The 15,222-nt window shown below is 32.6% G+C and carries 11 protein-coding genes; 5 read left to right on the top strand and 6 right to left on the bottom strand.

From position 1 onward, the window contains the following. From B0I03_RS12235 to B0I03_RS12220, 4 genes are all read left to right on the top strand, one after another. Positions 1–1,329: OmpA family protein (locus B0I03_RS12235; RefSeq protein WP_111567723.1), on the top strand; the 1,329-nt coding region annotated here is incomplete at its 5' end. A gap of 585 nt (positions 1,330–1,914) precedes the next feature. Beyond that, positions 1,915–2,598 (top strand): carboxylesterase family protein, encoded by a 684-nt coding sequence (locus tag B0I03_RS12230; protein ID WP_111567722.1) that lies wholly within the window; start codon positions 1,915–1,917, stop codon positions 2,596–2,598. A 27-nt stretch (positions 2,599–2,625) separates the two neighbouring features. Further along, positions 2,626–3,570, top strand: a complete 945-nt coding sequence (locus tag B0I03_RS12225; RefSeq protein WP_111567721.1) for a tRNA dihydrouridine synthase — start codon at positions 2,626–2,628, stop codon at positions 3,568–3,570. Between the two features lie 182 nt (positions 3,571–3,752). Further along, on the top strand, positions 3,753–8,660 hold the full coding sequence (locus tag B0I03_RS12220) for a LamG-like jellyroll fold domain-containing protein (protein WP_111567720.1): 4,908 nt from the start codon (positions 3,753–3,755) through the stop codon (positions 8,658–8,660). 23 nt (positions 8,661–8,683) lie between these two features. Here the strand turns inward: B0I03_RS12220 and B0I03_RS12215 are convergent, their stop codons facing one another. The 3 genes from B0I03_RS12215 to hisS all read right to left on the bottom strand — a co-directional run bounded on the left by B0I03_RS12215 (position 8,684) and on the right by hisS (position 11,205). After that, positions 8,684–9,196, bottom strand: coding sequence for a MepB family protein (locus B0I03_RS12215; RefSeq protein ID WP_111567719.1), 513 nt, complete (start codon positions 9,194–9,196; stop codon positions 8,684–8,686). An 11-nt stretch (positions 9,197–9,207) separates the two neighbouring features. Continuing rightward, positions 9,208–9,555 (bottom strand): hypothetical protein, encoded by a 348-nt coding sequence (locus B0I03_RS12210; RefSeq protein ID WP_111567718.1) that lies wholly within the window; start codon positions 9,553–9,555, stop codon positions 9,208–9,210. A gap of 279 nt (positions 9,556–9,834) precedes the next feature. Further along, positions 9,835–11,205, bottom strand: a complete 1,371-nt coding sequence (hisS, locus tag B0I03_RS12205) for a histidine--tRNA ligase (RefSeq protein WP_111567717.1) — start codon at positions 11,203–11,205, stop codon at positions 9,835–9,837. Between the two features lie 300 nt (positions 11,206–11,505). On the opposite strand from hisS, the gene B0I03_RS12200 reads away from it, so the two are divergent. Continuing rightward, the gene (locus tag B0I03_RS12200; protein WP_111567716.1) at positions 11,506–12,747 is read left to right on the top strand and encodes an ABC transporter permease; all 1,242 of its coding nucleotides are present in this window, start codon (positions 11,506–11,508) and stop codon (positions 12,745–12,747) included. Positions 12,748–12,826: 79 nt separating this feature from the next. On the opposite strand, the gene prmC is transcribed toward B0I03_RS12200, so the two are convergent. From prmC to B0I03_RS12185, 3 genes are read right to left on the bottom strand one after another with little or no spacing between them, the layout of a single operon-like run. After that, complete coding sequence (gene prmC, locus B0I03_RS12195; RefSeq protein ID WP_111567728.1) at positions 12,827–13,708, bottom strand: peptide chain release factor N(5)-glutamine methyltransferase; 882 nt, start codon at positions 13,706–13,708, stop codon at positions 12,827–12,829. After that, positions 13,698–14,630 carry a hypothetical protein gene (locus B0I03_RS12190; protein ID WP_111567715.1) on the bottom strand — a complete coding sequence of 311 codons (933 nt, stop codon included), beginning with the start codon at positions 14,628–14,630 and terminating at the stop codon, positions 13,698–13,700. The genes prmC and B0I03_RS12190 overlap by 11 nt, the downstream gene beginning before the upstream one ends. Positions 14,631–14,667: 37 nt before the next feature. Continuing rightward, positions 14,668–15,144 (bottom strand): GNAT family N-acetyltransferase, encoded by a 477-nt coding sequence (locus tag B0I03_RS12185; RefSeq protein ID WP_111567714.1) that lies wholly within the window; start codon positions 15,142–15,144, stop codon positions 14,668–14,670. Positions 15,145–15,222 lie beyond the last annotated feature (78 nt).

The raw sequence follows: 15,222 nt of genomic DNA, 5'->3' as shown, positions 1-15,222 counted from the left end.
AAATTCTCTAAAAGTGTAGCTTCAAAATATCATGAGTCTACCCCTGCTTTTACAAAAGATGGAAACACCATGTATTTTACCCGAAACAATTATCTCAATGGAAAAAAGGGTAAAAATTCAGAACAAACCATTCTTTTAAAAATTTACAGGGCTAAAAAAGAAGGTGATAAATGGACAAACATTGAAGAACTCCCATTCAATAATGACAATTACAGTGTGGCACATCCTGCTTTAAGTGCTGATGAAAAAACGTTGTACTTTGCCTCTGATATGCCAGGGACTCTTGGTGCTTCGGACATATTTAAAGTAAGTATAAATGCTGATGGAAGCTTTGGAACTCCTATGAATTTAGGAAACAAAATCAATACCGAAGCTAGAGAAACCTTCCCTTTTATCTCAAAGGATAACGAATTATACTTTGCCTCGGACGGACATCCAGGACTGGGTGGATTAGATGTTTTTGTAACCGAATTGAAAGAAGATGGAACTGTTGGAAGCATCAAAAACGTGGGGGAACCCGTAAACAGTTCAATGGATGATTTTGCTCTTATTATTGATGCCCAATCTAAAAGAGGCTTTGTGTCATCAAACAGAAAAGAAGACAATTTAGGATACGATGATATTTATAAATTTTTAGAAACGGCTTCAATTCCAAAAGATTGTGAACAACAGTTAAAAGGAATTGTTGTAGATTTTGATTCTCAAGAACCTATTGCATCAGCTAACGTAACTTTATTTGACAATAGTGGAAATAAAATTAAAACCGTTACTTCTGACGCCAATGGAAAGTACGATTTTGGAACTGTAGAATGTGATACCAAACTAAAAATTAGAGTTGAAAAACCAGACTTTAACACCAATGAAATTACAGTTACTATTCCAAAAGAATCAGGAATTACAGATTCTAAAATCACTTTAGAACTTACTGAAAAACCAATGAAACCAGGTGACGATTTAAGAAATGCTTTAGGAATTGATATTATTTATTTCGATTTAGACAAATCAAATATTCGTCCTGATGCAGCGGTGGAATTAGCAAAAATTGTGGAAGTAATGAAACAATATCCAAACATGCACATCGATGTTCGTTCTCATACCGATTGTCGTCAAACTGCTAAATACAACGAAGCTTTATCTGACAGAAGAGCTAAATCAACCATTGCATGGCTAGTTAAAAATGGTATAGCGAAAGACAGATTAACAGGTAAAGGTTACGGAGAATCAAAATTAGTAAACGATTGTGGTTGCGAACCTACAAATCAATCTAACTGTACCGAAGAGCAACATCAAAAAAATAGAAGAAGTGAATTCATAATTGTTAAACTGTAATTGTTATTTAAGATTAAGAGAGGATAGATTCGTATCATTTGTTTTCCAGTAATGATAAAACTTATTTAGGGGGTAGTTTTTTAATCGATTCCTCTCTTTCTTTCCTTAATTACATTACAAATATATAAAAAAAATAAGAGAGGATAGATTTGTATCACAAGATGATAAAACTAACTAGGGGGTAGTTTTTAATCGATTCCTCTCTTTAATTATCAATGATAACATTAAAAATATAATTTAAAAAACAAGAGAGGATAGATTTGTGTCACATAGATGATAAAACTAATTAGGGGGTAGTTTTTAATCGATTCCTCTCTTTTTAATAAAATTATAGTTTACTATAATTTTGATTTGGGGCAAAACTTTTGTAGTTTTAATGAGCTAGAGTTCTTTCTAGCTCATTTTTTTAATAAGCAATAAATAGAATTTAATCCTGAATGATTTTTTAAATTAATACTTTTGCATTTCAACTATTGATTTATTCTACTTTTGAATATTAAATTGATATTTTTCAACTTTAATTTTAATTAAATCACTTGAGATTTTTATAAACTATAAATTTCACTTTTGTAATAGCTTTTCAACATGAATTCAAAATATTATTTTCTTATCCTATGTTCATTTACATGTTTGATAGGTTTTTCTCAATTAAAAACCATTACAAACAAAACCACTTACCCATTTTGGATTAATGTCCCCGAAAAAGAAAACACTGAAAAACAACCTATTTTAATTTTCCTACACGGAAAAAGTCTCTCTGGAACTGATTTGAATCGTGTAAGACGCTATGGCGTTTTACATGCAATGGATAAAGGAAGAAAAATTCCTGCTATAGTTGTAGCACCACAATTAGCAAAAGGAAGTTGGAATCCTGATAAAGTTTTAGAAGTTTTAGAATATGTAAAGAAAAACTACAACGTAGATGAATCCCGAATTTACGTTTGCGGCATGAGCTTAGGGGGCTACGGAACTTTACATTTTGCAGGAAAACACGCTGATAAAATCACCGCAGCCGTAGCTATTTGCGGTGGCGGAAATGTTAAAGATGGTTGCAAATTAGCTACTATTCCACTATGGATTCAACATGGAGATGTGGATTATATTGTTCCGATGTCCGAATCAAAAAAAGTAGTAGAGGCAATAAAAAAATGTGATGAAAATGCCGATGTTACCTTAACCATTATCAAAGGTGGTAATCACGGCAATGTGGAACGTCTTTTTCATGAAGACGCTATGTATGATTGGTTATTTAAACAGAAAAGAGAGTAATCCGTTACTTTCACTTATCTTTGCTGCATGAGTATTACATTATTATCTTCCCCTTTACAAGGTTTTACCGATTTTAGATTTAGAAACGCTTTTCACAAACACTTTGGCGGTATCGACACTTTCTATTCGCCTTACATCAAACTGAATGGAAAATTGGTGGTAAAAGGTTCATACGAGCGTGATATTCTACCTGAAAACAACAACACTTTAGAAGTTATTCCACAGATAATTACCAATGATGCCGAAGAATTTTTGTTCGTTGCAAAATATGTACAACAATTTGGATATAAAGAATTAAATTGGAATTTAGGTTGTCCGTATCCAATGGTGGCAAAATGTGGTATGGGTTCTGGATTAATTAGTAACACTTCGCAAATTGAACATATTTTAAAACGAGTTCATAACGAAACCGATATTATTGTTTCAATGAAAATGCGAATGGGTTACGAAAATCCAACCGAAATTTTAGATGTTTTCCCAATTTTAGAACAATATCCAATTAAAAATATCGCGATTCATGCCCGAATTGGTAAACAATTATACAAAGGTGGTGTCGATTTAGATTCGTTTCAGAAATGTTTAGATACTTCCAAACAGAAGATTTACTATAATGGAGATATTACTTCGGTAGCAAAATTCAAAGAATTACAAGAACGTTTTCCATCTATTGATCATTGGATGATAGGACGAGGCTTAATTGCCGATCCATTTTTACCTTCGATGATAAAAAACAATACGACAGAATATCCAAAAAATAGATTGGAAATTTTTGAAGCTTTTCACGATGAAATTTACAGAGAATACGATGCGTATTTGCAAGGCCCAACTCCTATTCGAATGAAAATGTTAGGTTTTTGGGAATACTTTTCGGAATCATTTTCTAATCCACAAAAGACTTTTAAAAAGATTAAAAAAGCAGGTAATAGTAAAAACTACGAAGCTGCTGTGAAAGAGATTTTTAAAAATGGGTAAATAAAACCCATAAGACGATTACAATCAATTCATTACCAGTTATTAAAAAATTACCCCCACTTATTACTTCACTCCTATTTCATAAATAGATTTTCCTAACATTTGCTCGATAAATAAAAGCCAAACACCTTGTTTACAGTATTTTATATTTATTGATTGTTTTATTTAAAAACAAATGTGTTATGGAAAGAAAAATTACCCAAAAGTTCCATAAAGAATTGATAGTACTATTTTGTCTATTCTTTTTTAGCATCGCAAAGGCTCAAACCCGAATTTCGTATCAAGGATTTGACAACAAACCAGAAGATTCTTGGAGTTACACTTCAACTTTAAATTCTGGAACCGTCCAAACCAATACAAGTACTTTTGTTTCTTCTCCAAATTCATTACGATTTGGCGGTTCAAACAGTTCTTCGCCTGATGATCCTAATATTGGTTTCAATAATATTGATATTAGTAGTTTCACTAATGTTTATGTGAATATTTATTTTTCATCTAACGGATCTCCTGATGATAACGATGATTTATATTTAGATATTTCCTACAATAACGGAACTTCATATACAACATCAATTAAGTTAATTGATGGAAAAAACAGTACAACTTCAGATGTTTATGCGTTTAATCATGCCGCAAGTGCTGGCAACACTGCTGGTTCTCCTTACACTTATGCTATCCCAAATGGAAATACACAAGTAAAAATCAGAATTCGATTTGATGAATTAAATGGAGGAAGTAATACTTCTGATTATTATTTCATAGACAATGTTAGTTTGTATGGAAGTCTAACTGGAAATCATTTAGAAATTCTTGGATTAAACAATACAACCATTGCTCATAATTCATCTGCTTCCTCGATTAATGGAACTGATTTCGGAGAAACTCAAATTGTTTCAGACCCTGTAATTAGAACTTTCACCGTAAAAAATATTGGAACTAATACCATCAACTTAACAGGAACTCCTTTAGTACAAATCATTGGAAGTTCTGATTTTACAGTTATTCAAAATCCGAGTAGTTCTATCAATACAAATAACTCAAGTACTTTTCAGATACGATTTAATCCCAGTTCTATTGGAACAAAAACGGCAAAAGTTTCCATTGCAAGTAATAGTGATGATGTAAGTCCATTTTTATTTGACATAACTGGAAAAGGAAATCAAACCTTTTATGATAGTGACAACGACGGAATTTTTGACAATGTTGATATAGACGATGACAATGACGGAATTAGAGATGATATTGAAGAATCAAATTGCAATTCTTTAAATGGAAATAAAGTAAATTATAAATTCCTTAACGAAACTTTTGGTGCTGGAGGACGAACAACCATCAACACTACTTATGATGCGTATACCTCGTATTGTTATGAAGACGGATCTGCAGGTGTAAACACACCAGAATGTCCCGACTTAAGTACAACCGACTTAAATGACGGGAAATATACCGTTGGACCAACACCTGATGGCACTGCTTCTTGGGTTAATACGTATTGGTACAAGGGTGGCGATCATACTGGAAATCCAAATGGAAGAATGGCTATTTTTAATGCTTCTTATACTCCAGGGATTTTCTATACAGCAACTATTACAGGAGCACTTCCAAACATTCCAATTACCTACAGTTTTTGGGTTTTAAATATTGATAGAACTGATGCTCCTGGAATTGCAACTCGATTACGTCCAGATGTACGAGTAGAATTTCGTGATATGAGTAACAACCTAATTACTTTTATTGAAACTGGAGACATTCCTCCTACTTCACCAGCGGGCGATTGGCAACATTTTACTGCAGATATTAACTTAAATGTAAGTGCATTCCAAGTAATTTTTATTAATAATGAAACAGGAGGAATGGGAAATGATTTGGCTTTAGATGACATCTTAATTACCCAAACTTTATGTGATTTAGATGGAGATAATATTGCCGATGTATTCGATTTAGATTCAGATAACGACGGAATTCCAGATGTAGTTGAAGTAGGTTTAGGCAATTTATCAGATGGAAAAGCCTATTTGTACCAATGGTTAGACGTAAACCAAAACGGAATGCATGATGTAGCGGAATCTCACATTGTTCCTGATAATGATGGTGATGGCGCTCCTAATTACTTAGACTTAGACAGCGATAACGATAGTGTTTTTGACGTAGATGAATCTTGGGCAGGAAATATAAATGCTTATGCAGGTTTTGAAAATGGTGATGGCGACATTAATGGTGATGGCGCGGGAGATGGTCCAGAATCAGAGGATTTTAGAAATAAAGACACAAATGGAGATGGCAATTTAGAAGGCTTTGGCGACGGAATCTTAGATATTTATGATTATGCTTTTAATGTTTATGGAAATGATAATCAAGGTACGAATGTTGCTCCTTTTACTTATTATGTTAAAGATACCGATGGCGATGGAATTCCAGACTATTTAGATGTAATGTCAAACGGAGTAACTTTTGATATTTCACACACCCTTTACGCTAGTTTAGACACCAATAACGACGGAATTATCGACGGAAATACCGATACAGATGGCGATGGAATTATAGATGCTTTTGATACAAATAACGCTGTTTTTGGTTCGCCAAGAGATTTAGAAAGAAAACTACACATCGCTTTTGATGGTAGAAACGATTATGCAACTGACAATAATGTAATAACCAATTGGTCAAACGCTTCATTGATGGCTTGGATTAATATTAACCCCGCATTTTCCTCTGAAGGAATTGCGGTAGGTCAAGACAAATTTCACATAAAAATCACTAATTCAAAAGAAGTAGAAGTCGTTGCAAATGGAACAACTTTAAGTAACAATTTGGCATTAAATTCGGCACAATGGATTCATGTTGGAGCAGTTTATGATGGTTCAAACGAACTATTAAAATTATTTGTAAATGGTGAAATGGTTGCAAGCACTTCTGTTTCTGGAACTATTTCAGATACTTCACTTTTTACCATTGGAAAAAATTCAATTACAAATACCCAGTTTTTTAAAGGAAAAATCGATGAAGTTCGCTTGTTTAATGTTGCGTTAACGGATTCGCAATTCCAAAAAATGGTGTATCAGGAAATTCAAGATAATAGTAGCCAAACACGCGGTGCCATTATTCCAAAAGACATTCCAAGTTTACCATGGGCTAATCTTGTACGCTACTACAGAATGGACAATTATAAAGATGATGTAATTGATAATCATACTACCTCAACAATAGATACAACTCCAGGAGCTAGAATCTATAATGTAAAAACCATTGCCGTTCAAGAAGCGCCAATGCCATTTGTAACAGAACAAACAGGTGATTTCCCTACAGCCGTAAACTCAATTCAAAAAGAAATTCGCGGATTAGATATTGCCGATTATGATTGGTCAATTGTTCATGTGAAACACAACATTAATTCAAACACAAATCATATCGATTTAGGAATGATTGTCGATTCAAATGTATTAATTGATGTTGTAAATGATACCAAACTACAAAACGATTGGTATTTAAAATTGGATGGAAAAATCGACTTGCATGATTATTCACAGTTGCTTCAAACTACTGATAGTGATTTAGATCCTACAAGTATTGGTACTGTTGAAAAAGATCAAAAAGGAACTGGAAATTTATACAATTACAATTATTGGTCATCTCCAGTAAGTACAATTGCAAGTACCACAAATAATAACACCGGATTTACAGTTAAAAATGTTATGAGAGATGGAACAAATCCATTATCACCACAACCAATAACATGGATATCTGGATTAAACGGTGCTGCAAATCCTCTAAGATTGGCAAGATATTGGTTGTACAAGTTTACCAATTTAACATCAGAATATGCTAATTGGCAACAATTCAATGAAAACACAATACTTCAATCTGGACAAGCTTACACCATGAAAGGAAGCGGAATTGTAACTCCTCCAAATATTCAACTTCAAAATTATGTTTTTACAGGAAAACCAAATAATGGATTAATCAATAATAGCGGAATTCTAGTTGGAATTAATAACATTAACTTAGTTGGAAATCCTTATCCATCTGCACTTGATGCTAATGAATTTATCAATGATAATTTAGTAGCTACAACGGGTACAATTCATTTTTGGGAACATTATCCTTCCAATAGTACGCATGTATTGGCAGGTTATCAAGGAGGCTACGCAACTAGAAATTTAGTTGGAGGAACTCCACCTGTTTCCCCTGCTTTAATCAGTGGTTTAGGCTCAAGCACAAGAATCCCTGGAAGATATATTCCAGTTGCACAAGGTTACTTTGTTGTTGGAAATTCTAATGGCGGACAAATAATATTTCAAAACAGCCAAAGGAGATTTGTAAAAGAAACCAATGCAAACTCTAACGAAATGTTTAGACAAAATAATGTTACTACAAGCGCACAAAATGGTGATGATGAAGAAATTCCTGATAATTTTACAAGAATGCGAATAGGATATACTGGTGCAACAAATTTTCATCGTCAGCTTTTGATTGGTTTTATGAATGAAAACGCTAATGATGATTACAACTTAGGCTATGATGGAGAAATAATTGATATTCAACCAGATGATGCTTATTTTCAATTAGATAATTATAAATTGGTTATTCAAGGTGTTGGCTACTTTAATACAAATGCTATTTATCCAATAACAATAAAATCAAGTCAAACTGGAACCGTAAATTTCATGCTTGATGGAACAGAAAATTTCGATTTAAATCAACCTATTTACATTCATGATAACACAAATGATAGTTATAATGACATTAGAACATCAAATTTTAGTGTGGTACTTTCATCAGGTGAAATTAATGGCAGATTTTCGTTGCGATTTTCAAATCAAACACTTTCAAACAATGATTTTGAAAACAATCAAAATTTAGTGTTCTTTAATTCTGAAAGCCATCAATTAGAAATTATAAATTCAAAAAATACTGAAATTGAGGAAGTTACTTTATTTTCAATTTTAGGGCAAAAAATTAATCTTTGGAAAGTAAATAGTTCTGAAAACACTATCAAATTACCAGTTAAAAATGTTGCCACCGGAATTTATATTGCTAAAATAAAAACCAATGATGGCAATTCCTTTAGCGAAAAAATAGTTATCAAATAATAGAATTTAAAATCGGATACTTATCAATTTGAAAGTATCCGATTTATTTTTTCTAAATCTGTTAATGTGTTTTCTTTAATTTCAACAAAATATAAAACCTGCCAAGCTTGAGTTTGTATCGCTTGCTTATTTATGGGTTTATCCCAAGGTGCGTAAACTCTAATACCACGCTTCCCTCCTTTTGCATTTTGAGAAATAATTCCTTTGGAAACTAAAACCGATTTAGGAAAAATAAACTGACCAAAATTTTCAGAATCTCGTACCGAAATAATCATAAAATCTAATGAATCTAAAACGTCAAATGGAGCTGTTATACCTTCGCTATTTCGTTTCCAAATAGCAACAAATTGTCCGATTTTTGTGGGCGTGATATTCGCAACTCGATATTGAATTAGTTTATTATTCAATTCAAAAGAACAAGCACCGGAATTTGTACTCTCGGAATTCCAAATAAGATTTTGAAGCTGGAAACCACATTTATTATAAACTGATTTTTCTGCAAATTGCAAATCGGTTTCAAAACTTTCTGAATTCATTTATTGAAAATTTAAATCTTAAAACGGTCTCCTAACTTTTTTCCAATCAAATAAGCGATTCCAATTCCTAAAATTAAAATCCAAAGATTCATGAAAATATAAAACGTATAAGCAATTGGATTTTCAGTTGAATTGAAGCAATAATTATCAATTAAGAAACAAAATTGAGTCGTTTCTTTAGAAAATAACGACAACGCAAAACTCATCAAAAAAGTAATTCCAATCGCCGACAAAACATAAACTACGTTTTTATTCATCGGTTTTTTACCGGTTGGAGCAAATACATTTCGTTCCGCTTCAGTACGTTTATTGTTCTGAAGTGACCAAATTACTTTTTTAGCTTCGTCGTCTACATTCATATCAAAAATCAATTACAAGTTCAAGGGCAAAAATCAAATTCAAACTCAAAAAAATGAAACGCTCTGTGTAGCTCTACTCAACACAATCCTTATTAAAAAACTCAGAGCATCTCTGTGTAAATTTTAACGCAAAGGAGCAAAGTTTTTCGCAAAGTTATTTTTAAGATTATTCTAATTCCTCAAATCAGTGTTCCAAATAGTAATATGTGAAACACTCTGTGTAGCTCTACTCAACACAATAAAAATCAAAAAAAACTCGGCGAATCTTTGTGTAAATAATTACTTCAGCAATGCTACTAAAGTCTCAAAATCCACTTTTTGTTGTTCGCCAGTAGCTAAATTTTTCAATCCAAATTCTTCTCGCTCTATTTCCGATTCTCCTACAATTACTGCAAATGGAATACCTCTTCTATCGGCGTGTTTAAATTGCTTATCAATTTTTGATTTATCTGGATATAACTCGACTTTAATTCCTTTTTGACGTAATTTTCCAATGGCTTTCATCGAATACAAAGCTTCTTTGTCACCAAAATTTAAGAACAACGCTTTTGAAGTGGCTAAAACGGCTTCTGGAAATAAACCAACTTCTTCCATTACCAAAGCAATTCGGTCTAAACCAAATGAAATTCCAACACCCGACATGTTTTTCAATCCGAAAATACCCGTTAAGTCATCATATCGACCACCGCCACCAATTGAACCCATTGCTACTCCTTTCGGGGCAGCGACTTCAAAAATGGCACCTGTGTAATAATTTAAACCACGTGCTAACGTAACATCTAAATCCAAGAAAGCGGTTTGCAAACCTAAAGTCGTAACATTATCACAAATGAATTGCAACTCGTTAACGCCTTTCATTCCTTCTTCTGAATTGGCTAATAATTGAGCTAATTTTTCTATTTTTTCGTTGATGGTTCCAGTGAAATTGAACAACGGTTGTACTTTCTCAATCGCTGTTTCCGAAATGCCTTTTTCTAACATTTCTTTTTTCACGCCATCCTCACCTATTTTGTCTAATTTATCTAAAGCTACCGTAAAATCAATCAATTTATCCGAAGCACCAATTACCTCAGCAATTCCTGATAAGATTTTACGATTGTTAATTTTAATCGTAACGCCACCTAAACCTAATTGCGTGAAAACCGAATCATACAATTGCACTAACTCCACTTCTTGCCAAAGTGAATTTGAACCCACAACATCAGCATCACATTGATAAAATTCTCTAAAACGTCCTTTTTGAGGTCGATCCGCACGCCAAACTGGTTGTATTTGGTAACGCTTGAACGGAAACTCAATTTCGTTTTGATGTTGTACTACGTAACGCGCAAAAGGAACAGTTAAATCGTAACGAAGGGCTTTTTCGGAAATGTGACTTGTTAACTTCAAACTATCTCTATTTTCCAACAAAGCAGCATCAGCTTTAGCCAAATAATCTCCCGAATTCAAAATCTTAAAAATCAAACGATCACCTTCTTCGCCATATTTTCCCATTAGAGTTTCAGAATTTTCAAACGAAGGTGTTTCAATCGGTTGAAAGCCAAATTTCTCAAAATTGGTTTTTATCGTACTGAAAATATAATTGCGTTTCGCCACTTCTGCTGGTGAAAAATCTCGGGTTCCTTTTGGTATGCTTGGTTTTTGTGCCATTTTAAATTTAGAATTTAGAATTTAGAATTCTGAAAGTATAGAAATCTTAAAAATTTCGTAGTGCAAATATCGAACATATTCGGCAGTATAAAAAATCTATTTTTTGGTTTTAAACACATAGGCACATAGTTTAAATTTAAACTAAAAAGGCATTCCATTTTGCATCAAAACACATAGCCTTTGTGAACTATATAAAGTAAAACACCTAAAACTATTCACAATTCAAATCTAATGTGTCTATGTGTTTAAAAAAATCTCCATGATACTGTAACATTTCGTTCCTACTTTAGTCTTATAGTCATGGTAGGATTATTTAAAGAAAACACAAAAATTGCGCTTGATTCTATTAAAGGTCAGGCTTTGCGTACTTCGTTAACAGTAATGATTATTGCTATTGGAATCACGGCTTTGGTTGGAATTCTAACAGTAGTTTCGGCTTTAGAAAATACGATTTTGAAAGATTTTGCTTCTATGGGAGCAAATACATTTTCAATTAGCCAATACGATTTTTCTTCCGAAATTAATCAAAACGATACCGAACAACGTGTCAATCCTATCATAAGTTACCCAGAAGCCAAGGCTTTTCAAGACAAATTTAATTTTCCTTTTACCACCACTTCTCTATCGTTTACAGCAGGTTCTGCTATCGAAGTAAAATATGGTGAAAAAAAGACCGATCCAGAAATTTCTATCGTTGGTGTAGACGAGAATTTTTGTCCGAATAAAGGTTTAGAAGTTACAAAAGGTAGAAATTTCAATTCATTTGACATAGCAAACAACAATTACGTTTGTGTTTTAGGTTCGGATTTTGAAAAAGGATTGTTTGAAAACATCAATCCGTTAGATAAAACGATATCCATTCGTGGTGCTAAATTTAAAGTAATAGGTGTTTTAAAAGAGAAAGGTTCAACTTTTGGAAACAGTCAAGATTTACGTGTTTTGATTCCAACACAAGTGGCGCGTTCCTTATTTTCGGCACCCAATATTAACTACGATTTAGACGTGATGGTTACCAATGAAGCGCTTTTAGATGAAGCGGTTGATGATGCCATTATTACGATGCGAAGAGTTCGAAAATTGAGTCCGGTTGAAAAAGAGAACTTCGGAATTGAACGTAGTGATGATTTAATTCAAACCTTACTTTCAAATACCGCAGTTTTAGGGATTTCAGCTTGGGTAATCGGAATTATTACGGTTTTTGGTTCGTCTATTGCATTAATGAATATTATGTTGGTTTCCGTTTCCGAACGAACACGTGAAATTGGTGTAAGAAAATCGCTTGGAGCCAAAAGAAGTACGATTGCTTGGCAGTTTTTCACTGAAACATTAGTAATTGGTCAATTAGGTGGATTAGTTGGAATTTTATTAGGAATTCTGATTGGTTTTGCAATTGCATCAGCCATCGGTTTTGACTTTGTAATTCCTTGGATGGCTATCATTGCAGCTTTTATCACCACTTTTATTGTAACGATTGTTTCTGGATTATATCCTGCCATAAAAGCTTCAAAATTAGATCCTGTGGAAGCGTTGCGTTACGAATAATTTAAACGCAAATCCAGAAGCTTCGGGAGCAAAGTTTTTTCGCAAGGTTCGCTAAGATATTTGTGTAATTCGTATTAGGTTAAATCGAACATCTAATCATTCGATCATTACCATAAATATCCTTTTTCAATTCGATATTTTTGAAACCCATATTTTCAAGTAATTCAACCGTTTCTTTTCCTAAGTATTGATTGATTTCGAAGAACAACAACCCGTTTGGAGTTAAATTTTTCAAAGCCAATTGTGCAATTTTTCTATAAAAAAGTAAAGCATCTGTATCTTCTATAAATAGCGCTAAATGAGGTTCGTAGTCCAATACATTTTTCTTTATTTCTTGTTTTTCCAAATTACGAACGTAGGGTGGATTTGAAACAATGATATTGTAGGATGATGGATGATGGATGATAGGTGATGGAAGTTGAGATAAATCTTCAACTTCTAAAATATTGGCTTCAATAAAATTGATTTCCACTTTATTTAACTCCGCATTCCTTTTAGCCACTTCTAATGCTTTTTCTGAAACATCAATAGCTGAAACATTTGCTTGTGATAAATTAGCTTTTAATGAAATAGGAATACAACCAGAACCAGTTCCAATATCCAAAATATTGATGGGTGATGGATGATGGATATTGGGTGAATTTAAAATCCATTCGACAAGTTCTTCTGTTTCTGGTCTTGGAATTAAAGTATTTTCATTGACTTCAAATCGCAAGCCGTAAAACCAAGTTTCACCCGTGATGTACTGAATGGGTTTTTCTTGTTGTAAATCCGTTAAAATAGTATTCCACTTTTCAACTTCTTCTTCTGAAAGTTCAAAATTAGGATTCAAAACTAGGTCTACTCTTTTTAAATTATGCAAATACTCCGTTAGGATGAAAAAGAAACTTTCGATTTCTTGTTCGTCTTGAATATTTTTTAATGTATCGAAAAAGTGGGTTTTTAGTTCTTTAATTACCATTTTGCTCTTTATATTTTTCGAATTCTTTTTGCCAATATTCATAAACAAAATTTTGGTAGGCTAAGGTTGGTAAACCAACAGCAATTCTTCTCTTATCTAAATTTTCGTAATCATTAATCAATTCTTTACCAATATTCTGATAAATGCCATAATCATAAACTCCATTACTTCTTAATATACTATCTGACAAATTACCATAAAGTCTAGCAGGCGCTCTCCCTCTTCTAATTAAGTCAAGTAAAATTGGCTTCCAAAAATCAGCTTTATTACTTCTAATATGCATTACTAAAACTGAGATTTCAGGATCATAATTATCTATATTATAATTTCCAACTTGATTGAATGAATACTCAGGGAAAAAATCATAATCTACAACAATTCTATACAATTTCAATTGATTAATACTATCTATTACCTTAGCTTTTTGCTCATCGTATCCATTAGTCCTAACACTTTGGTCGTCAATTTTCATTTGATGCAACTCTTTTCTTAAATTAAAATCAACTTTTTCTAGATAATTTTTAGCATACTTTTCATTATTTCGTTCTAATTTCTTCCAAGACTTTATTCTTTGAATATTGAGAAAAATAGAATCATTTTTAATACTATTATAACTGTAACCATAATCTTTAACTAAAATTTCTAAATAATGAACTGCTTCTTTTGGTTTATTCAAAAATGTAGCACATTCAGCCAAAATTCTTGGCTCATAAATTCCAGTTTGATTCAATAAGGGACAATTCTTTTCAGCTGTTTTTAATAAATCATAGGCTTTTTGATAATTTTTATTCAAATATTCATAATGCGCCTGATAAACAAACTGATAATAATTGTTGATATAATCATATTCCTGATTGATTTTCTTCTTTTGAGAAAAACCAACTACTGATATTAATAAAAAAACTATAATCTTAATCTTCATAATTCTTGTCTTAATTCTTAATACTCAAATCGTAATTCTACAACTTCTTCGTCATCCAAACTTCACAACTATTATGCCCAGTATTTCCCATTGGTCCACAAATATTTTCGAAACCTATTCTTTTATATAGTTTTTGTGCAGTTGTCATAAACGATAAGGTTTCTAAATAACAGATTTCAAATTCTTGAGTTTTGGCAAATTCCAAACATTTTTCAATAATTTTCTCGGCATAACCTGTTCCTCTGATTTCGGGAGCAAAATACATTTTTTGCAACTCACATACCGAAACATCTGCATTCTCTAAAGGAGCAACACCGCAACCACCAACCACTTTCCCATCTTTTTCCACCACATAATAAATAGAACGCGGTTCTTGATATACTTCGTATAAGGTATCTAAAACGGGATCTGCATAAGCCGTTCCTACTTTTGGCGCATCTAGTTCATGAAAAATATCGCGAATTACCTTAGCAATCGACTCATTATCTTTTTGTTGGATTTCTCTAATTAGCATAGCATTTTTATTGTTGGGTAAAAGTACGTAAATTGGTAGAATCGATTATTAATTCTATCTTAAAAATACTACTTTTGT

Origin of the sequence: Flavobacterium aquaticum (genome assembly GCF_003259835.1) — a bacterium.
Lineage (GTDB): Bacteria > Bacteroidota > Bacteroidia > Flavobacteriales > Flavobacteriaceae > Flavobacterium > Flavobacterium aquaticum.
This window is presented reverse-complemented; position numbering and strand designations above follow the sequence as displayed.